The organism is Acetomicrobium sp. (genome assembly GCF_059026225.1).
In genome coordinates, this window is the sequence record NZ_JBWQOQ010000007.1 from 668070 (window position 1) to 691632 (window position 23563).

Consider the following 23563-nt stretch of genomic DNA (forward strand, 5'->3'; position numbering starts at 1 on the left):
CGCCTCAGATCTCAATCACTTCCTGTTTTATTTATCCTATTCTCTAACCTGCGTAGCATTTTAACTCATATAGGCTTTAAATGCTCGCATGCCATCGTTCAGCTTCAATAAATTTGATCGCAGTTTCGCTAGGTGACTTTCAAGTTCTTTTTGGACCTCATATTCCTTCTCCAATATCTCCGCAGCCATTTTTCTAATCTCGATTATCTTTTCAATAACGTCCTTAGAGCCTTCTTTGCCCAATCTAGCTGCAAGGGCATCCCAAAATTCTACGGTCTCCCGGGAAGAACTGATGCCCATTGAAGCTGCAAATTCTAGCCATTTATCCTGCAGGGCTTCTTGGCAAGAAATTACGGCTTGTTTTCTTTTTAAAACATCCATTAAAGCCATAGTATTGCCGGCACGAGCATGCTCCATTTCCTCATCTACCAAAGATATTAAATCACGGTATAACTTTTGTTCCTTTTCGGCAAGACCCTTGATATTGTCAACATTAACCTGCAAAATCAAAACCCCCCTGCGGCCTAACTTCGCCATGATCCATTTCCTCTTGGGCGAAGCTCTCTACGCGACTTTTTTCGATTGCCTCCTGCCAAACTGCACGCAATTCCTCGAGCATCAATTTAACACTTTCGATCAAATCCGGGTCTTTGCTGACATTGGCCTTGACCAGTTGTTCATGCATAAACTCGTACAAAGACATCAATGTATTTGCCCACTCCCCAGCGCTTACGTCAAGGGCGTTCATCAATTCTCGCAGTGCTGCCTGCGCCCTCTGTAGTTCCTTATTGGCCATCTCGTTATTTTCATCCTTGATAGCATTCTTAGCTATTTTTGTAGCACTTATGCCTATATCGTAGATCATAAGAAGCAACTGGTCTTTGCTGGCTGTTCGAATTTGGTTTACTTTATAGGTCATTTGCGCTTCGTTTCCGCTTATCAGCATTTCTACAACACCCCCTACAGTTTGTAATCGGCTGTTTAGCGGAAAATGTTAGCTTCGAACGGCTAAGACTTTGGGGGGAAATTGCCGTCTTTTATGAGATCTGCGATGCGACAGCAATATTGCCATAGTTTCCGAGCAGCCTTTCTATATTCATCTATATCGCTACCATAGGGGTCTTCAATTTCGTAAGGCTTTATCTTTTCCTCATACAACCTCATATAATAGGTGGAGTAGGTGTCTTGTGCGTTTAAGTATTCCTCTATGGCACCTTTTACCTCTTCTGAGGTTAACTCTCCAATGAAATAAATCTTATTTTTATATTGGTTAAATCTCGATGCCAGCCATTGAGCATGTCTTAAGGTCATAGCAATTACGTAATCATGCTCTGCCACCAAATTAAGTTCAATGGCTTTGGAAGAATGATCTTCAATATCCAAACCGTATTCCTCTAATAACACCTTTTTCGCGTTTTCACTAGCTGGAATGCCAGGTATAGCCATAAGTCCTGCTGAAGAAACGGACCAACCTTCAATCCCCTTTAATTTCAAAGCTTTCTTCATTAGCGCTTCTGCCATCGGACTTCTACAGGTATTGCCGGCACAAACGAAAAGTATCTTAGGCATTATTATCCATCCATCATATATTCTATTATACCTGCTTTATTCGCTATGCTAACGCAGAATCCGTCTTCACCGAGCAATGTCAGGTCTCTATCCATAAGATATCCAATTATCATCAAAACACCCCTTTAGGTCAACTTTTCTACCATGATTTTTGGTACCAGCGATTCAACCATGCTTCTGCCACGAATCCCCTTTCTAACGTGAAGTGTATCCTCTAAAGCGCAAGCCTGAGCAAAACGAACGGCTAGTTCCACATCCATTTCTTCGAGCAATGCCACCGCCAATCCCGCCATTAGCGCGTCATCGATGGCAAGAAGCGATACCATTTGCTTTTTTTCCTCTCTGCCAATATCCGCAAGATAAATCCCTTGAGGTGTATAAAATATGTTGCCCACCGTTCCATAGGTGGTCACAGACCATTCTATTCCGTTGTCATGAATTTTGGATACAAAGTTTAGGATATCATCAAGAGAGCCCATGGGGTAGCCAAGGGTGGAAAGTAAAAAGCGGTGATTGAATTTTACAACCATGGGACGCGCTTCTAATGCGGCGGTCAACGCAGGGCCTGAAGCATCTATGAATACCGGAACTTTCGCCTCTTCACAATGCAGTATTAAATCTTTATAGGCATCTTGCGGCACTCCGGGGGGTAGAGACCCTCCTAGGTAAACCAACCGCGCACGGCTCAACATTCGCTCGTAATTTTTCATAAATCTGCCCAACGACTCATCGGAAATGTAAGGGCCCGGTTCTGTTACACCTGTTTCGATGCGTCCAACCTCATCCACAATGTAGACATTCGTCCTAGATTCACCTATGACATTTACAAAATTGGTCGTTAGTTTGAGACGCCTCAATGTATCGCGCACATACTCTCCGCAAAAACCGGCTAGAAATCCCATAGCCGCACTTTCATACCCCAACTGCTGTAAAATTATGGACACATTTACTCCCTTGCCGCCAGCGGACCTGTCGACTTCTGAAGCCTGAAACCACCTGCCGGGACTAAAGTCGGGAACGACATATTGAATGTCTATGGCGGGGTTCATGGTAACGGTCATAACCGTTTTGTCCAATATGCTCACCCCTTCTTGAAAGCAAGCTAAAATAAATGGGCCCACCTTCAAAGATAGGCCCCGGTACACTCGATTAAGGAAATTATACCAACTCCTCTATTTCCTGAACGCTTGAAATCTTCTTCGAGCAAATTAAGGAACCCTTGTTTAAAACCACGGCTTGCGGAAGCTCGCATATGCCTAGCTTCTCGCACATCCTTTTATTTTTGTAGCCGTCAATGAGTAGTATTTTTTTAGGATATTTTTTCTCAATTTCGGTGGCCAATTTAATCTGTTGCGGTTCTATGCTGGAATAAAAGAGAGAGACCACCTTTTCTGGTTCAAAAAGCACCTTTTGCAAATGCAGTTGTTCAGAGATATAAGCATATGCCGACATGGCAGCAGTAGCGCCATCTCCGGCAGCCGTCACTACCTGTCTTAAAAATTTATCCCGTACATCACCCGCAGCAAAGATTCCCTCAACAGAAGTCTCGAGCTTCTCGTCAGTTACTATCCATCCGCCGTCTTTTGTTTCTACCAAATCTTTCACAAACTCGCTATTCGGATCCATACCAACGAAAACAAAAACTCCAGCCACAGGCAATTCGCTAATTTCACCCGTCTTCACGTTTTTTATTACGACCTTCTCGACCATATCTTCGCCATCTATCTTCTCAACGATTGAGTTCCAAACAGGTTCTATCTTGGGATTAGACATCGCCTTTTCCACAACAGCCCTATCTGCACGCAAAGAATCACGTCGATGAATAATGTACACCTTAGAAGCAAATCTTGTAAGGTAATCTGCCTCTTCGACAGCAGTGTTGCCACCGCCAACAACAGCAATAACCTGATCTTCAAAAAAGGCTCCATCACATACAGCACAGTAACTAACGCCTCGTCCCGTAAACTCGGCTTCGCCTGGACAGCCAAGTTTCCTAAAGCTGGCCCCGGTAGCTACGATGACAGCTTCTGCTTCTATGCTACCTTTATCGGTGATTATCAATTTTTTCCCCGCTTCGATGGAAATTTCTTTGACATCGGCTTCCATAAACTTAGGTGAGAACTTTTCAGCATGTTCCCTAAAAGCACGAGCCAGCTCCTCTCCGCTTATCATAGGTATGCCTGGCCAATTTTCGATCTCGGCCGTGGAGGTAATTTGTCCTCCAGGAATGCCCTTTTCTAGGACCAAGACATCAAGCCCCGCTCTCCTGCCGTATATAGCAGCAGTTAACCCTGCCGGTCCGGCTCCAATTATTACAAGCTCGTGTTTTTCCACAATAACACCTCCTACGATAGGTATGCATTACAGCGGACAGTTTTTATTATATTCCCAAATAACGATGCTCACACCGCCATTTAAGTTTTTCACTTCGTGAAGCTTAAAAGAAAGAGGTGCCATGGAGATGATCGCATCAGTTTGCTCTTTGCCGCCTGATTCGACCAACAGCCACCCGCCCTCCTTCAGCCATAGAGGCGCCTTTTCAAAGAGCAATCTATACCAACACATTCCATCATACCCTCCATCAAGCGCACGCAATGGCTCATAGCATTTCACCTCAGGCATCAAGCATGAAATCTCTTTTGTTGGAATATAGGGCGGATTGCTTACTATCATATCGAGGCTGTGATTACCGTACTTTTGGGGCAAGCGCACACTTTCATGCCAAAGAAGCATCCGAGCAAATAAATCAAACTTCTTAACGTTGCGCCACATCCAAGAAAGCGCTTTTGGGCTAATGTCCAGAGCAACTCCACTTAACTTTGGGTTTTCCAGCAATAAAGATATCACCACACAACCACTGCCCGTGCCCCAATCCAATATCACGCCCTCTTCGACGAAAGATAACGCTGTTTCAACCAAAATTTCCGTCTCCGGCCTGGGGATCAAAACACCCTCTCCGATGAAAAAACTTCTCCCGTAAAAATGTGCCTCACCGAAAACATAAGCCAAAGGCTCCCTTTTGCATCTACGCTCGAGCAAAGTTTCCAGGTATTCCAGCTCATAATCAAATATCGGCCGCTCCTTATGGGCCATCATCCAGGCCCTGTCACATCCCAAAACTTTGCATAAAATGAGATCGCTTTCCAGAAGGTAATCTAAAACTCCAGCTCCCCTTAATTTACGCGCTGCATAATCTTTTGCCTCAATGAGGGTCACCGGCGACTACGCTCCCATTAATTTAAGCCTTTCCATTTGGTCTGCCGTGGCCAGAGCGAAAATTAACTCATCCAAATCGCCGTCCAATATCTCCTCGAGGTTATACAATGTTAGGCCAATTCTGTGGTCAGTAACGCGACTTTGTGGAAAATTATACGTTCGAATTCGTTCCGATCGATCGCCGCTACCTATCTGCCCCCTGCGTTCCATAGCCATCTCTTCATGCTGAAGCTGCAACTCGAGATCGTACAATTTAGCCCTTAGTAACTGCATTGCCTTTGCTCTATTTTTAATTTGTGATCTTTCATCCTGACATGTCACTACTATGCCCGTTGGTATATGAGTAATCCTCACGGCTGAGTCGGTCATATTAACATGCTGGCCACCTGCTCCGCTGGCTCTATATGTGTCTATCCTCAGATCTTCGGGACGCACTTCAACGTCAACTTCATCGGGCTCCGGCAATACGGCGACAGTTGCAGTGGACGTATGAATGCGGCCACCTGCTTCTGTTACTGGAACACGTTGGACACGATGAACTCCACTTTCGTACTTCAATACACTATAGGCACCCCGGCCTTCGACACGAAAGACAATTTCTTTATAACCGCCAATGCCCGTTTCGTTGGCCGTAATGAGTTCAACCTTCCAGCCCTTACGCTCAGCGTAACGTACGTACATTCTATAAAGGTCAGCGGCAAAAAGTGCTGCCTCTTCGCCTCCAGCCCCTGCTCTTATTTCGACGATGACGCTTTTGTCATCATCCGGATCTTTTGGCAATAAAAGAATCGCCAATTCATCCTCTAGCTTTTCAAGAACTTGCTTTAATTGAGCAACCTCTTCCTTAGCCAATTCTTTAAGCTCTTCGTCATCCTCATCGCACAGTGACATGGCGTCTTCCAATCGTCTCAGCACATCTTTGTACTCCCTGTACTTTTCTACTATTTTAGACAATTCCGCGTGCTCTTTAGCCAAACGCTGCAATTCGTGGGGGTTTGAAATGACCCCAGGATCGCTGAGTTTCAGCTCCAGATCTTTAAATTTCCTTTCCAATTCATCTAATTTTTCGTTGATTTTCTCCATCTATAATCATCACCTCCCCAAGGGGAAGAGTCTTTTTTTAACTTAGCAGTTCCTCCATTGATGAATAAGGCTTGTCGCAGGGCTTTGCCTCCTCGCATTTACCTTTCGTCACACATGTGGGACCAGCAACGTCAAATATACCCCCAGCAACTTTTCTAACTTCAATGAGCATTAACTTAGCCAGCCTTCGTATTTCCCACTGGGCCCTCTTGCATAGCCTAAGGCTAAAAAAGTGATGTAGCTCTCTGGCATTCATTGTTACCACTATCTTGGTTTCCCATGCATTAGGCAAAACATATCTGGCGTCTTCCAGCGGGATTCCCCACTCCGCCAAAGATTTATATGCCTCGTGAGACTGACGCATCATATCTTTGAATAACATCAAAGCTTTTTCGTTCTCCATGATGGAATCAGGCACAATATAATTTGCATCAATCATGGAGACATATCTTTGACTTTGCTGGCTATAGCTTGCTATACGATGCCGCACCAATTGATGCGAACATGCCCTGCTGATGCCATCAACGGCAAAGGTAAACGAAACGTGTTCAAAAGGAGAAAGATGGCCCGACCTTGCGAGGTTTTTTATGAATTTGTCCCTCTGCTCCTTATCGTCATGAAGCATAACGATTAAATCTTCCGCCGATGAGGCACTATAACATAGCCTAGCCGCGGCAGCAACGACACTTTCGGGCGCTGGGGTAAAGGCTAGTAACTTTACCCTCACGTTACTTTTCATCGTTTGCATAACCATAATCCGTATCGCCGTACCTCCTGCGGAATTTTTCAAGCTGGCCCGCCTCTGTCACCAATATACCTCGCTTGCCTGTGTATAAAGGATGGCAATTGCTGCAAACCGATACCCTGATTTCCGGTTTAGTAGACCTTGTCTCAAAGGTATTGCCGCAGGCACAAGTCACGCGACACGTTTGGTATTTTGGATGTATATCTTTCTTCACGAAAATCCCTCCATCTTTATAGTTACTTCATAATTATAAGGCAAAGAGCAATTTACCACACTCGCCCTCGACCTGCAAGCTTTCTATATCCGTTTCTCATCCGTTTCTCGCATTTTCCTACATTTTTATATATGCATTACGCCCAAACCACATCTATCATGATGAGCAGCAGCGTGATAAGCGCTGTCTCCAATTATAGCAACGCCAATCCATCTTTTGCTTCTCACGATCGCGAGCTTGGCACCGACGCTTGCTTCCAGCAAACAAAGTGGCAAAAAACTGTTTATGGCCTCCATTGACGCATGCATGAGGGCATGCATTTCAGCACCCGTTTTTTTGATCACATTGCCGTTCAATGCTGCCCCCACCAAAGCTCTGGTTAATTTTCCAGAAATATTACCGACTAATCCGCCAACCTCGGTAGCAACAGCTCTCCATCTCAACTTTTTTATCTGTTCTTTTAAATACTCTTCTTCGGTTTTGCTAGTGGTTGCGGCAAGCAAAACAGCCACCCTGCCTACCTGGCTTTCTTGTCTTATATCAAAAGATACTTCGATCGTTCCCAACATTTCGTCATCTTCTTCTTCGATTTCTTCGAGTTCGCTATCGAGTATTTCGGCTCCCTCTCTCTTCTCTAACATCAGTCTATCACTCCTTAATATTATTTCCCCTTGCCGCTTTAGGCAAACTACTACTTGAAATATCCCGCATTATCATTTATATTTTAAAACAACATAGGGGTTTTGCGTAAAGTGGCGACATAAATATTTTCAAACGGAGGGATTAAAATGAGGGTTCGAAGGGTTTTAGTACTGGCATTGGTTGTTTGTTTCTCCCTATTTGCTGGCGTTGCGCAGGCGAAAACCTTCGTGTCGATAGCTACTGGCGGCACCGGAGGAACTTACTATCCGATCGGTGGAGGCATTGCCGATGTGGTAAGTCGATATGCCAAGGATGTTCAGGCAACTGCTGAAACCGGGAATGCGTCCGTGGCTAACTTAAACCTCATTGGAACTCACAGCATAGAATTTGCGCTCGTACAAAACGATACGGCTTGGTGGGCAGCCAAAGGCGAGATAATGTTTGAAAAGGCCTATCCAAACGTCAGGGCGGTTGCCACGCTATATCCGGAAACAAACCATTTGATCACAATGAGGAAAGCAAACATAAAAACCATTCATGACCTCAAAGGCAAGAGGATTTCAGTAGGTGCTCCCGGATCCGGCACAGAAGCTGACATGCGCTGTTTGCTGGAAATTGCCGGATTGGATTATCCTGACATGAAGAAAGTAGACTTCCTGGACTTCAACAACACGGTTGACCGCATGAAAGATGGCCAATTAGACGCCGGTTTCGTCGTTGCAGGCTGGCCAGTCGCAGCAATCATGGATCTTGCTACCACTCACGATGTGGACCTCGTGAGTTTTGATGACGAATTCCTCGCCAAACTTCAGAAAAAGTATCCCTTCTTCGTAAAAGACGTAGTACCTGCAGGCACGTACAGGGGTATAGATCACGATGTCGTTGCCCCCGCAGTGATGGCGATGATTGTTGTCGATGCAGATGTCCCAGAAGAAGTAGTATATCAGTTTACTAAAGCAATGTGGGATCATATTGACGAGATTCAGCGCACCCACGCCAAGGCTCAGCTTATTACTCTGGAAACAGCCTTCGACGGACTACCCGTTCCCCTTCACGATGGAGCTGCGCGTTACTACAAGGAAATCGGTCTAAAAATCCCTGAAATCAAATAGTGGTCAAATTGCTCGATTTTTCTTAGCAATCAAAATCTCAACAATCACAATCAATAAAGGGAAAGCGGCTCGCTTTCCCTTTATTGATTGTCCTGCCTAAAAAGCAATCTAAATTGTGTCCCTTAAAAAAGACCAGTTATATTTCCCTTTTCATCTATATCTATAGACTCAGCGGCAGGTTTTTTGGGAAGCCCGGGCATGGTCATTATGCTGCCGCATATGGCAACGACAAAGCCGGCACCGGCTGACAGTCTTACTTCCCTGACTGTTACTCTATAATCCTTGGGCCTTCCAAGCTTTTTGGGATCATCTGACAAGGAAAGCTGCGTTTTTGCCATGCACACCGGAAGGCTTCCAAAACCCCTTTGTTCCAAATCCTCTAACATGGCCAAGGCTTGAGGCACGTATTCAACATCATCTGCTCCGTAGATCCTAGTGGCTATGGTCTTTATCTTCTCTTTCAATGACATATCCAAATCGTAAAGGGTCCTGTAGGTTTTACCTTCTCTTATCGCTTCAAGGACCTCTTTTGCAAGATCAATCCCGCCTTCGCCTCCTTTTTCCCAAACCTCAGAGAGGGCTATCCTTGCATTGCGTTTCTTGGCTGCTTCCATTACCATGTCCAGCTCTTCCTTCGTGTCAGTTTTGAATTTGTTAAGGGCAACAACGACTGGAAGGCCAAAGTTTGAAAGTATGTCTAAATGAGCTTCTAGGTTGCTTATACCAGAAGACAAGGCATCCAAGTTTTCCTTAGATAGTTCTTCTTTTTTAACTCCTCCGTGGTGTTTTAAGGATCGAACAGTCGTAACAAGCACAACGGCTGAAGGAGAAAGGCCCGATAACCTGCATACTATGTCGAAGAACTTCTCAGCTCCCAGGTCTGAGGCAAAACCCGCTTCTACTATGGCATAATCGCGGAGTTTCAAGGCCATCCTGGTGGCAACTATGGAGTTAGTGCCGTGGGCTATGTTAGCAAAGGGCCCTCCATGGACAAAGGCGGGAACGTGCTTTACAGTCTGAACGAGATTTGGATTAATGGCTTCCTTTAAAAGTGCCGCCATAGCTCCCTGTGCTTTTAAGTCACCCGCCTTTACCATCTCTCCTTTGGTCGTATAACCCACAATGACCTTGGATAACCTCTCCTTCAAATCTGCCAAATTTTCAGACAAGCACAGTATTGCCATGATTTCAGAGGCCACAGTTATATCAAAACCGGTTTCCCTTGGCACTCCGTTTGTCCTTCCTCCCAAGCCCACTACGATGTTTCTTAATGCCCTTTCATTCATGTCCATGGCACGTCGCCACGTCACTTCTCTTGGATCAATGCCGAGGTCGTTTCCTTGATGCAAGTGGTTATCGAGCATTGCTGCAAGCAAATTGTGGGCCGATTCCACTGCGTGTATGTCTCCGGTAAAATGAAGATTTATCTCTTCCATGGGAAGCACTTGAGAGTAACCGCCTCCAGCTGCGCCGCCCTTTACACCAAAACAAGGCCCAAGCGAGGGCTCGCGCAAGCAAAGCATTGCCTTTTTCCCAAGCTTTACCAGGGCCTCTGTCAACCCCACGGTTATGGTCGTCTTGCCTTCCCCCGCAGGAGTTGGCGTTGTGGCAGTCACTAAGACAAGCTTTCCATCAGGGCGATTTTCAAGTTCCTTGAAGAAGTTGATGTCCACCTTGGCCTTATAGTGGCCGTAGGGAAAGAGATATTCGTCGGGTATCTTAAGCTCCCTTGCTATTTCAGATATGTGTTTAAGATTGACGTTTCGAGCAATTTCGATATCAGATAACATGCTATCCCTCCTAAAATAGATTAAGGTTTAAAAATTTACTCTTTCGACATGCGCGGAAGGTAATCTACATCGCTAAACTCATATAATTTCCTGCTGCGATGCATGGCCTCCACATATCGAATAGTCCCGCTTTTTGATCTCATTACCAAAGAATGAGTAAAAATGGTCTCGCCACCATATCGAACCCCTTTTAAAAGTTCTCCATCTGTGACGCCCGTGGCAGCGAAAAAGACATTTTCGCCCTTAACTAAATCATCCGTATATAAGACCCTATCTACGTCCATCCCCAATTCCAGGCAGCGGTTTCTCTCTTCTTGATTTCTGGGCCATAGCTTACATTGAAAATCTCCGCCTATGCATTTAATAGCACACGCCGATATGACGGCTTCAGGTGAACCTCCTATCCCCAATAGCAAATCGACCCCGCTGTCTTCCTTGCATGTCATTAACGCACCAGCCACATCCCCGTCGGGAATTAGTCTTATCCTGGCTCCAATGGCCCTTATTTCCTGAATCAACTTCTCATGACGAGGCCTATCAAGGACAACTACTGTAACATCTTCTACTGCCTTCTTCTTTGCTTTGGCAACTCGTTTTATATTTTCAGTGGCTGATAGTTCGATATCGATTACGCCGGCAGCTTCAGGGCCTGTTGCTATTTTGTTGGTGTAAAAGATATGTTTTGGACTGTAAAGTGCACCACTTTCAGCTACAGCTACCACGCTCACGGCATTGGGCCTTCCCAAAGCCGTGAGCGTGGTACCGTCTACGGGATCTACGGCTATATCCACCTTGGGTTCGCAGCCTAAGCCCAATTTTTCACCGTTAAACAACATGGGAGCTTGGTCTTTTTCTCCCTCTCCTATAACAACGATGCCGTCCATTGAAACTGTATTTAACATATACCTCATGGCATTGACGGCTGCCTTATCTACAGCGTTTTTATCACCCCGCCCCATCCAACGCCCTGCAGCCATGGCGGCTGCCTCCGTTGCCCTAACAAGCTCCAAGGCCATGTTCCTGTCGGGAACGCTCAAGACACACACCTCCAGCTATTTAAATCTGTCAAATATATCGTCAACAAACCTCAAATAATAACTAACGTCAAAAAAACCTTGCAGTTCTTCGGCCGACAAAAGGGAAGACACGATAGGATCACTAGTCAACATATCCTTGAATGTGCCTTTTTCATTCCAACATTCAAGGGCGTACTTTTGAACCACTTCGTAAGCTTCATCTCTATCCATGCCCTTTTCAACTAGAGCCAATAACACCCTTTGGCTAAAAATCAAGCCCTTGGTAAGCTCGATATTTTTGATCATCTTTTCCGCGTTGACTTCCATATGCCCTACGATGTTGATTAGCAACGCAATCATATAGTGAAGGATGTGGAAGACGTCAGGCCATATAATGCGTTCTACGGAAGAGTGGCTTATATCGCGCTCGTGCCAGAGGGCAACGTTCTCCATAGCGCTCAAGGCGTAACCCCTGAGCAACCGAGCCATACCACATATTCGCTCGCACAAAATAGGGTTTCTCTTATGTGGCATGGCAGACGATCCCTTTTGACCGCTGGCAAAGGGCTCCATGACTTCCAAAACCTCGGTTCGCTGCAAATGCCGTATTTCTTGGGCAATATTTTCCAAGGTGGATCCCAGCAGGGCAAGAGAAAGGATTAGAAAAGCGTGTCTGTCTCTTTGCAGGATTTGGTTTGATATGGGAGCTGGTTTTAAACCTAAAAAGGCGCAAGCCTTCTCTTCTATTGAAGGCGGACAGTGAGCATATGTCCCAACAGCTCCCGATATTTTTCCACAACTTATCTGATTTTTTGCTAAGATTAGACGCTCCTCGGAACGTTTTAACTGCGAATGCCAATTAAGTAGTTTCAAACCAAAGCTCATGGGCTCGGCATGCACTCCATGAGTGCGCCCAATGCAGGGGGTGTGCTTGTAGAGAAAAGCTTTTTTTAAGACCTCTTCGTATAAAATGGCCAATTCTTCTAGTATAATGCCGAGTGATTGTCTTAAAAGCAAAGCAGAAGCTGTATCTAAGACATCACTACTAGTCAAGCCCAAATGAATGAATCTCCCCCATTCGCCTACGCTTGCAGCGACACAGGAAACGAAGGCTATGACATCGTGGTGTACTTTAGACTCTACTTCTTTTATCCGGTCGATATCAAAGGAAGCCTTTTTTCTGATCGACTCGTAAGCCTCAATCGGAATGAGCCCTTCCTCTGCCCAGGCATGACACACGGCCAACTCCACATCCATCCAAGTACGGTACTTATTTTCCTCGCTCCATATGTCACGCATAGCCGCAGTCTCATAACGTTCTATCACGCAGAAGTCCTCCTTTTTCTTCTCCTATCAGATAGCCAGTCATTTCTAACCAGGCTCAAAAAATCATCGTAGCAACCGCTCTTAAAATCGGGGAAAGTATGATCATAGGAAATCCATTTGCCAAACATAAATCGCAAGGTAACCTCGGCAAATATGCCATCCGAGATGTATATCCTGTGGGCGTGATCTTTAGTTGAGGCTAAAATCAACCTTGCCCCGTCAAGGTATCCAGGGTCAATGTTTACACTGCGCTTGGGTCCGCTTTCGGACTCCAGTGCAACAGCTTGGAGTTTCCAGCGCACCAGCTGATCCGCTGGATATAGTCCTTTGAAACTTATGAAAGCCTTATAAAGAACTGGCGCTATATCACGATAATAATCGGTATGATCGAAAGGATATATGGGACTTTTTCTTTCTATACCGCCCCAAAGGGAAGAAAGTTTCCTTATAGTCCAATGATAAAGCTGAGTATTAGGGAACAAAAAACCAACTATCAGTTTAACTAACGGAGGAATTGTCATTTTTCTTTTTTGTTCGCCCCTGGTTTTTTCTTGTCTTTCTGCACATTAAAAAACCGAACTCTAATCCCTTCCAGCTTAAAGGAATATTACCTTTTTTGCTCTGCTCTTCCACTTTTATAGTCAATCCACGATCTTCGAGATAACGCCAAAGAGCTTTGCCTATGGCAGCCCATCTTGCCGTTTCTAGTATTTCCTCCACTTCCTTCTTATCTAACTTTTTAACGATAAAAAAGCCATAGCCTAAGGGTTCTACCAGGGCAAACTCGCCACTTTCTAAATTTAACACAGCACATTCAGATGTATCTTCTTTTAATCCCAATTTCTCGATCGAGCTTTGCCCGATCAATTCTCTAGCAGCTTCGTTGGCAAGTATGAAGCCATCTTCTATCCGAAGTAAAGGAAAGGGAAGAGTTGCTTCGCACATAGTGCCAATCGATTGCGATCCTTTAGGCCAAAGCACTTCTCTAAGTGGCATATCTCCAAATCCCTTTTCTAAAGCAGCGACCAATTCATCTTTTGAAACAAGACGCGCCTCTTCGTCGATGACCAATTTAGCAACCTTAAAGGCGGTACGGTAAAGAATACGCAAGGAATCCTTGACAGTGGATTCCCCGCTCAAAACCACAAGCCTAGAAGCATCATCTACCATGGCGATCCCCCTGACATTGTCTCATTTAGGATAACAAAGCCTCAACAAATGCGCGAGGCTCAAAAAGTTCTAGGTCTTCGATTCCCTCGCCTAAACCTACATAGCGAATTGGGAGAGACATCCTTTGGGCAACCGCGAGAATTATACCACCTTTCGCAGTATTATCGTATTTAGCCAAAATTACCCCCGTCAGGTTTAAAGCTTCGTTAAAAACTTCCGCCTGATGAAAGGCATTTTGTCCCATTACGGCATCCAAAACTAGCAGGGATTCGGAAGGCTCACCAGGCAATTTCCTCTCTATTACTCTTTTGACCTTTTTTAATTCTTCCATCAAGTTGTGCTTGGTGTGAAGTCGGCCAGCAGTATCAACGATAACCATGTCAGTATCAGAAGCAATAGCGCTTTCGATGGCATCGTATATGACAGCTGCAGGATCTCCTCCAACGTCATGCGCTATGACGCGTGCGTTTATTTTGTCTCCCCAAGCCTTCAGCTGATCAATCGCTGCAGCCCTATAAGTATCTGCAGCAGCGAGCAGGACCTTCTGGCCATCTTCTTTATATCTATACGCCAGCTTAGCTGCCGTTGTGGTCTTTCCGCTTCCGTTTACACCCACTATCAGTACCAAGGTTGGCTTATTTTTAACCTCTATAGGCTTTCCCATGCCCGGAATTTTTTCAAGCTCACTTACGATCAAATCAATGAATGTCGCCTTCAAAGCTGAAGCATCCCTGATGTTGGACTCTTTGGCTACATAGCGCAACTTTGAAATTAATTCCTCTGAAAGATCTACCCCAACATCTCCTAAAAGAAGTTGCTCCTCAAGCGCATCCCAAAATGACTCGTCTACCCTCTTGCCTGGAGAAAAAATTGACCCCAGCCCAAACCATTGTTCTTTAACTTTTTGTAATTTATCCTTGAAAGCATTGATTAATGCCACTATCTCACCTCATTTAATTTATTTTCTAAAACTTCGTCCTTTGCTAGAATTCTTGCCTTTTGCCTTAGGTCTATGAGCACTACATTCGTCACAATCTTTTTCGAGGGATTCATCGAACTCTGAACGGCTGTCCTTCAGGGCAAAAACTTCTTTGCCAAAAAGGTTATGCGCCTCGGCCTGATCTGCCAAGTTAGCATGCAAGTTCCACTTTTCTCCACCTTCAACCGTTTTCTTAAAAAGCTTGAACTCACTTATAGGCACCAAAAACTCCACACCCTCGGGGCTTTTAATCCTTACCGATTTGCTAACTATATCGACGCCGGCAATTTGATAATTCCCAGAAGAAGTCTTTATTTTTGTCCCTGGATTTGGCAAGTCCTTCCACAATTCACTATACATGTCATATTCATAGCTCATACAACACATCAGCCTGCCGCATAGACCAGATATCTTAGAGGGGTTCAAGGCCAAATTTTGCTCCTTAACCATCCTTATGCATATGGGAAGAAACTCCAGCATCCAATAACTGCAGCAGCAGGGATTTCCACAAGGAGCCAGTCCACCTAAAATTTTCGCCTCATCTCTGGCACCAATCTGCCGCAGCTCGATCCGGGTTTTAAATTCCTTGGCCAACTCTTTTACAAAGCACCTGAAATCAACCCTTTGTTCAGAGGTAAAGTAAAAATACAGTTTTTTCCGATCCAAAAGATACTCCATATCCACTATTTTCATGGGAAGAGAGTGGTTTTTTAGCATTTTTCGCACCATCGGAAGAGCTTCATCCTCTTCTTGCCTTTGCCATTTAGCGTCACTCACATCCAGTTCATCGGCAAATCGCATTAATTTGACGTATTGCAACGGGGGTTCAGTCGATTTCAACTGGTCGTTGTCGTTAGCTTCACTTTCTTTTGGAAGCTCAAATCTTTCTTTATACTTATACAACTGCTCTTCGCTTAAAATTCCAACTACATCGGCAATTTCAAGCCCTCTGGCACTTTCGATGACTACATTTGTGCCCCTATCTATTTCTTGTTCTAAATCGGTCAGCAATCCCAAAAAACGGGGCTTACCGAAAATGACCAAATAGTTCATCGGACAAATCCTCCTCCAAAAAACCATAAAGGAGATCAAAAACCATATAAACAGGTAAATGCCCCTTCTCAGAAATCAATCTAATTTTTTCCAACTTGGCAGCCTTACCCAGTTCGCCATTACCTAAACACCAGTTAATCCATCCTTCAAGCATCGCGAGGGCCTCTTGTGATGTCATCTTAGACGCGCGAACAATGGCCGACAGCCATTCATCCTTTGTTTCAGGTAGGGCTAAAGGACTGAATTCTTCTTTTAGGTTAAAAGTTAAATTCCATGTCCTGCTTTTAAGCGTTGGCGGCACACCGCTTCCTTCGCAAAGGAGTAAAATCGCCGCCCACGAAGGGGGCTCTTCAGTGATTTTCAGCAAACTATTCGCCGCTGGCAGCGAAAGCCTCCCCGCTTGTGGTATTACCAAAAAGCGCCTTGGCGCCACCACCGGGGCTAAATACAATTCCGCCATTAATTTGCGGCAATCGCTTATTCCCGGGGGCTGATCCAACGTAATCGGCCTTACGAGATCTGGATGTTCGTCATATTTCCAACTGCGACAAGAAGCGCATCCATCGTCTCCAAGCCCGTTTTCGCAAAGATAAAGTCGCGCAACCTCAACTGCAATTGACCCATGAAACAAAGAAGGAGCTTCGATCAAAAGGGCATGAGGCACACGCGAGGAAGCGAAAGCTGCGATAATGCATTCGTAGGCTTCGCTTTCCTTTATAGCAGCAACGAGATCAGACATCCCTTTATCTCCTCGACTATATTTAATATTACAATCTTCTCCCGTTCTTTGTCCAAAGCTTCCTCGAGCTCTGCAATGGATTTTTCCGTCCCTTCGATTATCGTATACATTTTATTGCTGTGCAAAGAAAAGGCAAACTCCTTTTTTACTCGCATATTTTCCAAGATCATCCCTATGACTTGACGAACCAAAGATTTATATTTATTTATCAATCCCTTTGAAGGGTACCTCGATAACGCGATGCCAACTTCATCTAACTCCCTGAGCAACGTGCTAATTGCTTCTCTGTCGTAACACTCTCTAAAAGAACTATCTTTTTCGATATCGGCTTTATGATCGAAAGCGGTAATGCCATTCAGCGATGGAGTTATCCTGTAGCGTCTTTCCTTAACATCGCCACTTTCAACTTTCATCCATGAAGACCCCCACCACTTTTAAAATTTCCAAGAAAACTTCTTCCTCGCTGACCTCGGAAGAAACACGATTTATCCTCTCAGGGTTTGTCAGGAAAAGCTCTTCATATCCATTGCGAACCTTGTAAAGAAAATTTTCCTCTTCGAGACGATCCAAGACCTTCCTGGATTTTATTCGCTCCATAGCTTTTTCAACCGGCACATCCAACCATATCGTTAAGTCTGGCTGAGGTAACGCTAGAAGCGAAAAAAGCCTTTCCATTTCCTCTATGGGCAGCCCCTTGCCCCATCCCTGATAAGCCAAAGTAGAATCGGTGTAACGCTCACATATTACAATTCGACCTTCCGATAAGGCCGGTTGAATCTCTTCGGAAACGTGTTCGTACCTGTCTGCCATAAAAAGGAAGAATTCGCTCCACGGGCGCCATTCGTGATGAAGCAAAAGTTCGCGCATTAAATCGCCCCCGCTCCACCCCCCGGGCTCCCATGTCAAAAGAACACCATTTCTGCCAAATTTATGTGAAAAATGCTCATATAATTTTACCGCATGCGTAGACTTTCCGGAGCCATCTATTCCCTCAAAAGTAATAAACAACCCTATCACCTTCAGAAATTATAGTATACGCCAACTGATTCGCGCCTCTCATCATCAAGTTCGTCATGGCGGAAAAGCAAACCATATCGATCATCCAGCCCGAGGCGTCCTTCCAGAGACCATGCGCCTGATCCGTCATCCCACCACTTACCTATCAATTGCAGGGGAAAGGTCTCCGGATCGCCCCACTTAAACCCCACGCCAAGGTCATCCCTGACCAGTCCTCCCCAAAGAGAAATCCAACGCCATCTGTAGCCGTAACTTAAGGAAAAATCGCTGCCATCGCCAATGTCATCGACGCCAAAGAGCAAAAAGTTAGGCCTATCTTTCATGCCAACCACTACGTTAACGTCCATATAGGCATCATCCCCACTGCCGAAGGTCTTCCCCCTTAAAGAGACATCTCCTTTGATCTCGATTTCCTGCATGGTCTTTAAAGCCTTTTTAGCAACTTCCTGGGTTTCCCTCACATCTTGCAACAATTCAGGGAGGTTTCCCTTTTTACTTTCAACCTCGTTTTCACCAAAAAAAGTTGCATCAAGCTCATTTACAAATCGCTCAACGGAGACTGCCGCATCCTGAACGCTTTTTACTAGCTGTTTTATGTCCATGGCAAAGGGACTATCTTCGTCAAGCTGTTCAACTATTGCGCTTAATTTAGAGACGAGGTTCTTCGTGGACGCCACAGTTTCCCGGAGGTCTTGTTTGTTTTCTGCCATTATTTCATTCGCGTTCAAGATCAGCTCGTTAGCATTATTAAAAAAAGCATCCATGCGTTTGCCTGTATCGGTCAAAAAGGCGCTTCCATCATCTGCCAATTTTCCTATGCGAAAGGAAGCTTCCTTTGCCTCTTTTAAAAAGGAAGGGATTTCCTTTATTGCTTCTTTAAGATCTTCGATCTCTTCATCTCCAATGATTCCGCTGATGTTATCTAAAAAGGAACGAAGGGAGCTCAGATTCTGCTCCACCTCCTCGAGCACGCTCCACACATCGGGTGCAACCGTTCCCTTTACAGGACCGGGAGGTTCAATGAAGGTATCGCTCGTCCCTCGTCTTATCTGAAGTGATGCCTCTCCCAAAAGTCCCCCCCTTGCACAATAAACTCGCTGTCGATGGGAATTTTTAGCCCATTCTTTATAAAGGCAAGGATCTTTACTCCCTCTTTGGTCAGGAGTACATCTTTCACGTATCCTGATTCCACTCCAGATATGTAAATGGAGGCACCTGGGGGCAATCCCCTCGCCTCCGGCAATAAGACATATAAAACATTGCCCCTTTCGCGTATCAAACGACCACCTGAAAGGAAAACCAATCCACCGAGCAGTACCAATCCTACAAAGACGACGAGACCGATTTTTATCTCACGTTTCACGGGGCACACCCCCATTGGCGAATGGATTTAGTGCCTTGGAGAAAGGAAACGACTTCTGGATCCGTCGCAGTTTCCCACTCCTCAGGCGTACCTAGCCATGCTATCCTTCCATCCTTCATTAAGAGAATGCGATCTGCAACGCCTAAAGCGGATACCACATCGTGAGTTACGGCCATGGCCGATACGTTATATTTTTTGCTCAAATTAACTACGAGGCGGTCAATGTGTCTGGCCGTTTGAGGATCAAGCCCCGTTGTTGGCTCGTCGAGCAATAGAAAAGATGGATTATACACGAGCGCACGGGCAAGTGCAACTCGCTTTCTCATCCCTCCGGACAAATCGGCAGGCATCAAATCTTCAATGCCGGGCAACTCGACGGATTCCAACATCATGGCAATCATATCGCGCATATTTTCTTCGTCTTTAATGCCCAGACAGTAACGGAGCGGAAATGCCACATTTTCAAACACTGTCATGGAATCGAACAAGGCTCCGCCTTGAAATACGATGCCAACCTTCCTCCTTATATCTATCAAGTCCCTTTCGGGAAGATGAGTTATGTCCCTTCCGTAAAGCCACACTCTGCCCTCATCGGCTTCAATTAACCTCAACACAAGCCTCAAAACCGTCGTCTTCCCACAGCCCGACGGACCCATCAAAGCTATAATCTCGCCTTTTTTTACCGAAAAAGAAAGGTTTTTTAGCACCACATTATCGCCGAAAGATTTTATAACTTCCTCGAGACGCAAGACTTCCTCCGTCACTAAACCTTTCCTCCAAAAAGAATTGTCGAAAGTATATAATTCAGTACCAAGATTAACATATTGCTCCACACGACAGCCAGAGTTGTCGTCTCCCCGACGCCTTTGGCTCCTCCTTGCGCTCTAAAACCACATGCGCAGGCTACTATTGACACCACAAAGCCAAACACCACTGATTTTATCAATCCGCCGTTGATATCGTAGGTGTCAACTAACAGCCTTATGGAATCCTTGAAGATCAAGGAATGGACGCCTCGAACTACAACATAAAAATATCCGCCTAAGGTGCCAACGACCATTGAATAGATCGTTAAAATGGGAACCATTACCAAACTAGCTAAAATTCTGGGCAATCCGACAAAGACATACTCGTCCAATCCAAAGGCCCTGAGCGCGTCCAACTGTTCAGTGACCTTCATGGTCCCTATTTCGGCCGCCATGGAAGACCCGACTCTTCCTGCAACCACTATGCCCGTGAGTACAGGCGACATCTCCCTAACCATGCTTAAAGCGATAACTCCGCCTATGTACCGTGAGGCGCCAAACTTTAGAAATTGATCCAAGGTCTGAACCGCCATTACCATGCCTGTGAAGGCGCTTATCACGGAGACCATGAAGACCGACTGGACACCAACTCGCTCCAGCTGGTCTACAATTGAGCGAACATCCCACTTGGCCCGAGGCCAGTGAAGTAATAAATGAATAGCCAATGAAGCTATCCAACCCAACAAATCGAGAAAAGACATAATTGCCTTGCCTATGAGCTCGAACCATTTAAACATAACTTACCCTTTCCAGCGATCTCCTTTAGTTATCGACTTTTATTGCTTCCTTCGTCAATGATGGTAAGACAACGCCTGAGCAATCCTTCTACATAATGGTCCGTCTCGAAAATACGAAGTGTACCTTCTTCCATTCTCCGTTTTTTCATTTCAGATACCAATTCATATTCCTCATCTAACGAAAAATCTTCATCTTCATCTTCTTCTCTAAGCAAAGGTCCGTAAAGCAATTCCACGATTACCTGATTATTTGATTCAGCTGCCTCGATTTCATTTAAAAACTCTTCAAAGGAGGATATCGCTCTCCACCCGGACATCAGCGATACTTGTGACGGTTCGGCTATGCCTCCTCCTCTGGCTACCACTTCACACAACCCTGACGCATTATCGGGGACTTTCAACGAAAGTTTTTTAACCTCGGGATCACCGCGAAAGTTTCTCAGCGTAACCTCAATATCCAAATTTTTGCCTTTCTTGACGTTGTCTTTATTAGGAACTTCCAGCTTTTCTATGTATACCACTTTAGGCTGTTTTGTCACCTGCAATTCAACATGTATGCCCAAGGGATCAATTTCCTTAAATCTGTTCAAAGAAAGCAGGGGGACAAGTGTCATAATCTCACGACTTACAATTTGCCCAATTAGATCGCTATCAGAGAAATAGACATTTTTTCTTGAAATACCTTCTACGAATCCCTTGCCTTCGATCTTTACAGTGACAAACCCGGTCCCTTCGCCTGCCCTCCCCCACAGATCATCAAACAAGCCAAGCAAGGCTCCCGGAAGTACTTGGTTCATCAAAAAAGGATCATTTACTACCTGAAAGCGCTTAAAGGCAGTCGTTCCGGAATCATCGGTGAACTTGACGGATACCTCAACGCCCTTAGGAAAGTGACCTATTTTCCCGGCGATGGCTTGAGGTCTGTCTTGGCGCACAACACCAACAATTGAAACAGGACTTCCCAACTTAAAGGGACTTTTAATGCTGGGAATAACTTCGTGAACCCACGAGCGAGTCAAGGGAAAGGAAACATCTCCCCGATTCAAAAAGGGGTGCGCATAAGCTAAAAAGTTACCTTCGACGTCTACAGCCGTTAAAGTTCCCGTCGAGCCGACGCTGACATCCCCCCAAGCAAGGAGCACCCCAACGGAGTCTCCGGGTTGTAATTTAGCATCATAATCTACGGCAATTCCGCCCACGGGCAAGTCAAAGGGCAAAACTTCTACCTCGCCTTTGAAGTCGCGAGATATCTTTTCAGCACCCCTGGAGCTGATGCCCGAAACGATCAAGGGCGCGTTTTTACTTTCGTGAAACTTGACCTTGCCCCCCTCGATCCCCTTTTTAGCCTGCCAATCCCAGGCTTTGCTCATCTCTTCTATGGGCGTCACTAAACCTAAATTATGATCACTGAAGTCCCAACCATATCCGATAGCTCCGACAAGGCGCCCATCTATGAAGAAAGGGCTTCCGCTCATTCCGGCAGCTATGCCACCGATTTTTTCCACCAAAGGTCCTTGAGCACGTATTAAGATGAGTCTTTTGGGTTCACTAGGACTTGGTATTATGCTGATCACTTCTGCCGGAAAGGAAACCCGCTCCAGACCTTTCACCACGGTAAACACTTCTCCTTGCATTCCCGGACGAAGATCGCTCAAAGGAAAGACATCGATGTTTGGTGTAAAAGAGTCAGCACAAGCTATATCAGCGAAGAAAGATAGTATAAAAGCAATGACTAACACCGCCACTATTGTGAAAAAATTCTCCATCTTGATTGAGATGCCTTTGAATGAAATAAATTGATACATCGTTAAGCCCCCTTGGCTTTTATGGTATTTTTGCGCATCCTAAGGTAAGTTATTATGAAATCGTCTATATCTCCATCTAAGACAGAGTCAACATTATAAGACGTATATCCTGTGCGGTGATCTTTGACCATCGTATAAGGATGCAGCACATAGGATCTTATTTGACTGCCCCATCCTATTTCCTTTTTCTCACCATGCAAGTCTTCTATCTTTTTTTGCTTCTCCTGCTGGTATTTTTCGTATAACTTCGCCTTCAAAAATCGCAAGGCCGTCTGTCTATTCATATGTTGCGACCTTTCGTTTTGACATGTAACAACTATGCCCGTAGGGATATGTGTCAACCTCACGGCAGAATCGGTCATATTTACGTGCTGGCCACCTGCACCACTGGCTCGAAAGGTTTCCATTTTTATTTCCTCCGGCCTGATTTCAACGTCAACGTCTTCTGGCAACTCGGGTATCACTTCAACGGAAGCAAAGCTCGTATGCCTTCGCTTAGACGAGTCAAAAGGTGAGATCCTTACAAGCCTGTGGATACCCTTCTCGGCTTTGAGGTAGCCATATGAACAAAATCCCTTTATTAATATAGTTACATATTTAATTCCTGCCTCGTCATCAGGTAGAATATCTATTATTTCAGTTTCATAGCCATGCCTTTCTGCCCACCGCAAGTACATTCGAGACAATATTTCCGCCCAATCCTGCGCATCAAGGCCACCTGCACCCGCATGAACAGTCAAAATCGCGTTAGATTCGTCATACTTCTCGTCGAGCAAAAGTTCCATTTCCATCGAGTCGATCTCTTTTCGCAGGCGTAAAGCCCTGTCGTAAAACTCCGCCTGTAATTCCTGATCGTTAGTCTCTTCAAGCAACTCTGCTAAAATGGTTAACTCTTCCAGTTCGTGTTCCATTTTTTGCCACCGATCTAAAAGGTTTTGCAGGCGAGAAAGCCTCTGTGTTACCTTTTGAGCCTCCGGGGATGTCCAAAAATCGGGAGACGAGGCCTTTTTAAGCAGGATTTTCGCGTCTTCTTTTAAAGAATCTATGTCAAAGGCTTTCCCGCAACTCACCCATCGATGAGTGCAGTTCCTCCAACACCGTGGAAACAGGGTGTAATTCCATATAAGTACTCCTCCTATTTATAATTTTTTTTTGCACCTTTTTGCACCTAAGGTAAAATT

At 45.2% G+C, this 23563-nt stretch carries 27 protein-coding genes; 1 reads left to right on the forward strand and 26 read right to left on the reverse strand.

What is annotated here, in order from left to right; genetic code table 11:
- Positions 1-60: 60 nt before the first annotated feature.
- The 10 genes from AC5SXE_RS07775 to AC5SXE_RS07820 all read right to left on the reverse strand — a co-directional run bounded on the left by AC5SXE_RS07775 (position 61) and on the right by AC5SXE_RS07820 (position 7468).
- Complete coding sequence (locus AC5SXE_RS07775; RefSeq protein ID WP_303883138.1) at positions 61-537, reverse strand: flagellar biosynthesis protein FlgN; 477 nt, start codon at positions 535-537, stop codon at positions 61-63.
- Positions 494-946 carry a flagellar export chaperone FliS gene (fliS, locus tag AC5SXE_RS07780; protein WP_493917091.1) on the reverse strand — a complete coding sequence of 151 codons (453 nt, stop codon included), beginning with the start codon at positions 944-946 and terminating at the stop codon, positions 494-496. Before fliS ends, AC5SXE_RS07775 begins: the two co-directional genes overlap by 44 nt.
- A gap of 62 nt (positions 947-1008) precedes the next feature.
- Positions 1009-1569: an arsenate reductase/protein-tyrosine-phosphatase family protein gene (locus AC5SXE_RS07785; protein WP_493917092.1), complete on the reverse strand. Its 561-nt coding sequence runs from the start codon at positions 1567-1569 to the stop codon at positions 1009-1011.
- 125 nt (positions 1570-1694) lie between these two features.
- Positions 1695-2645: a 1-phosphofructokinase family hexose kinase gene (locus AC5SXE_RS07790; protein WP_323721077.1), complete on the reverse strand. Its 951-nt coding sequence runs from the start codon at positions 2643-2645 to the stop codon at positions 1695-1697.
- Between the two features lie 82 nt (positions 2646-2727).
- Positions 2728-3903, reverse strand: coding sequence for a thioredoxin-disulfide reductase (gene trxB / locus AC5SXE_RS07795; RefSeq protein ID WP_493917093.1), 1176 nt, complete (start codon positions 3901-3903; stop codon positions 2728-2730).
- A 27-nt stretch (positions 3904-3930) separates the two neighbouring features.
- Positions 3931-4785, reverse strand: coding sequence for a peptide chain release factor N(5)-glutamine methyltransferase (gene prmC / locus AC5SXE_RS07800; RefSeq protein WP_493917094.1), 855 nt, complete (start codon positions 4783-4785; stop codon positions 3931-3933).
- A gap of 6 nt (positions 4786-4791) precedes the next feature.
- A complete protein-coding gene (gene prfA, locus AC5SXE_RS07805; RefSeq protein ID WP_493917095.1) occupies positions 4792-5868 on the reverse strand; it encodes a peptide chain release factor 1 in 1077 nt (358 codons plus the stop codon).
- A gap of 37 nt (positions 5869-5905) precedes the next feature.
- Positions 5906-6607, reverse strand: coding sequence for an FAD-dependent thymidylate synthase (gene thyX / locus AC5SXE_RS07810; RefSeq protein WP_493917096.1), 702 nt, complete (start codon positions 6605-6607; stop codon positions 5906-5908).
- The gene (gene rpmE / locus AC5SXE_RS07815; protein ID WP_493917097.1) at positions 6597-6827 is read right to left on the reverse strand and encodes a 50S ribosomal protein L31; all 231 of its coding nucleotides are present in this window, start codon (positions 6825-6827) and stop codon (positions 6597-6599) included. The genes thyX and rpmE overlap by 11 nt, the downstream gene beginning before the upstream one ends.
- A gap of 125 nt (positions 6828-6952) precedes the next feature.
- The gene (locus AC5SXE_RS07820; protein ID WP_323721072.1) at positions 6953-7468 is read right to left on the reverse strand and encodes a HutP family protein; all 516 of its coding nucleotides are present in this window, start codon (positions 7466-7468) and stop codon (positions 6953-6955) included.
- A gap of 147 nt (positions 7469-7615) precedes the next feature.
- On the opposite strand from AC5SXE_RS07820, the gene AC5SXE_RS07825 reads away from it, so the two are divergent.
- Positions 7616-8581: a TAXI family TRAP transporter solute-binding subunit gene (locus AC5SXE_RS07825; RefSeq protein ID WP_493917098.1), complete on the forward strand. Its 966-nt coding sequence runs from the start codon at positions 7616-7618 to the stop codon at positions 8579-8581.
- Between the two features lie 122 nt (positions 8582-8703).
- On the opposite strand, the gene AC5SXE_RS07830 is transcribed toward AC5SXE_RS07825, so the two are convergent.
- The 16 genes from AC5SXE_RS07830 to prfB form a co-directional block, all read right to left on the reverse strand.
- Positions 8704-10371, reverse strand: coding sequence for a formate--tetrahydrofolate ligase (locus AC5SXE_RS07830; RefSeq protein ID WP_493917099.1), 1668 nt, complete (start codon positions 10369-10371; stop codon positions 8704-8706).
- 35 nt (positions 10372-10406) lie between these two features.
- Positions 10407-11408 carry a class II fructose-bisphosphatase gene (gene glpX / locus AC5SXE_RS07835; protein ID WP_493917100.1) on the reverse strand — a complete coding sequence of 334 codons (1002 nt, stop codon included), beginning with the start codon at positions 11406-11408 and terminating at the stop codon, positions 10407-10409.
- 15 nt (positions 11409-11423) lie between these two features.
- Positions 11424-12713, reverse strand: coding sequence for an adenylosuccinate lyase (gene purB, locus AC5SXE_RS07840; RefSeq protein WP_323721068.1), 1290 nt, complete (start codon positions 12711-12713; stop codon positions 11424-11426).
- The gene (locus AC5SXE_RS07845; protein WP_493917101.1) at positions 12710-13234 is read right to left on the reverse strand and encodes a DUF4416 family protein; all 525 of its coding nucleotides are present in this window, start codon (positions 13232-13234) and stop codon (positions 12710-12712) included. The genes purB and AC5SXE_RS07845 overlap by 4 nt, the downstream gene beginning before the upstream one ends.
- Positions 13212-13883 carry a hypothetical protein gene (locus AC5SXE_RS07850; RefSeq protein ID WP_493917102.1) on the reverse strand — a complete coding sequence of 224 codons (672 nt, stop codon included), beginning with the start codon at positions 13881-13883 and terminating at the stop codon, positions 13212-13214. Before AC5SXE_RS07850 ends, AC5SXE_RS07845 begins: the two co-directional genes overlap by 23 nt.
- 25 nt (positions 13884-13908) lie before the next feature.
- A complete protein-coding gene (gene ftsY / locus AC5SXE_RS07855) occupies positions 13909-14823 on the reverse strand; it encodes a signal recognition particle-docking protein FtsY (protein ID WP_323721065.1) in 915 nt (304 codons plus the stop codon).
- Positions 14824-14841: 18 nt separating this feature from the next.
- Entirely contained in the window at positions 14842-15915 is a 1074-nt protein-coding gene (locus tag AC5SXE_RS07860) for a PSP1 domain-containing protein (protein WP_493917103.1), read from the reverse strand.
- Positions 15890-16654, reverse strand: a complete 765-nt coding sequence (locus AC5SXE_RS07865) for a DNA polymerase III delta subunit-related protein (RefSeq protein WP_493917104.1) — start codon at positions 16652-16654, stop codon at positions 15890-15892. The genes AC5SXE_RS07860 and AC5SXE_RS07865 overlap by 26 nt, the downstream gene beginning before the upstream one ends.
- On the reverse strand, positions 16630-17067 hold the full coding sequence (locus tag AC5SXE_RS07870; RefSeq protein ID WP_493917105.1) for a DUF327 family protein: 438 nt from the start codon (positions 17065-17067) through the stop codon (positions 16630-16632). The genes AC5SXE_RS07865 and AC5SXE_RS07870 overlap by 25 nt, the downstream gene beginning before the upstream one ends.
- Positions 17057-17671 (reverse strand): dTMP kinase, encoded by a 615-nt coding sequence (gene tmk / locus AC5SXE_RS07875; protein WP_493917106.1) that lies wholly within the window; start codon positions 17669-17671, stop codon positions 17057-17059. Before tmk ends, AC5SXE_RS07870 begins: the two co-directional genes overlap by 11 nt.
- 2 nt (positions 17672-17673) lie before the next feature.
- Positions 17674-18741 (reverse strand): MlaD family protein, encoded by a 1068-nt coding sequence (locus AC5SXE_RS07880; protein ID WP_493917107.1) that lies wholly within the window; start codon positions 18739-18741, stop codon positions 17674-17676.
- Positions 18717-19034 (reverse strand): MlaD family protein, encoded by a 318-nt coding sequence (locus tag AC5SXE_RS07885; protein ID WP_493917108.1) that lies wholly within the window; start codon positions 19032-19034, stop codon positions 18717-18719. Before AC5SXE_RS07885 ends, AC5SXE_RS07880 begins: the two co-directional genes overlap by 25 nt.
- Positions 19031-19798 (reverse strand): ABC transporter ATP-binding protein, encoded by a 768-nt coding sequence (locus tag AC5SXE_RS07890; protein ID WP_493917109.1) that lies wholly within the window; start codon positions 19796-19798, stop codon positions 19031-19033. The genes AC5SXE_RS07885 and AC5SXE_RS07890 overlap by 4 nt, the downstream gene beginning before the upstream one ends.
- The gene (locus AC5SXE_RS07895) at positions 19798-20577 is read right to left on the reverse strand and encodes an MlaE family ABC transporter permease (protein ID WP_323721060.1); all 780 of its coding nucleotides are present in this window, start codon (positions 20575-20577) and stop codon (positions 19798-19800) included. Before AC5SXE_RS07895 ends, AC5SXE_RS07890 begins: the two co-directional genes overlap by 1 nt.
- 29 nt (positions 20578-20606) lie before the next feature.
- The gene (locus AC5SXE_RS07900) at positions 20607-22382 is read right to left on the reverse strand and encodes a SpoIVB peptidase S55 domain-containing protein (protein ID WP_493917110.1); all 1776 of its coding nucleotides are present in this window, start codon (positions 22380-22382) and stop codon (positions 20607-20609) included.
- 2 nt (positions 22383-22384) lie between these two features.
- Positions 22385-23504, reverse strand: a protein-coding gene (prfB, locus tag AC5SXE_RS07905; protein WP_323721058.1) for a peptide chain release factor 2 whose coding sequence is annotated in 2 segments (ribosomal slippage) — positions 22385-23437 and positions 23439-23504 — 1119 coding nt in all. Because the reading frame shifts where the segments join, the coding sequence is not laid out codon by codon here.
- Between the last annotated feature and the right edge of the window lie 59 nt (positions 23505-23563).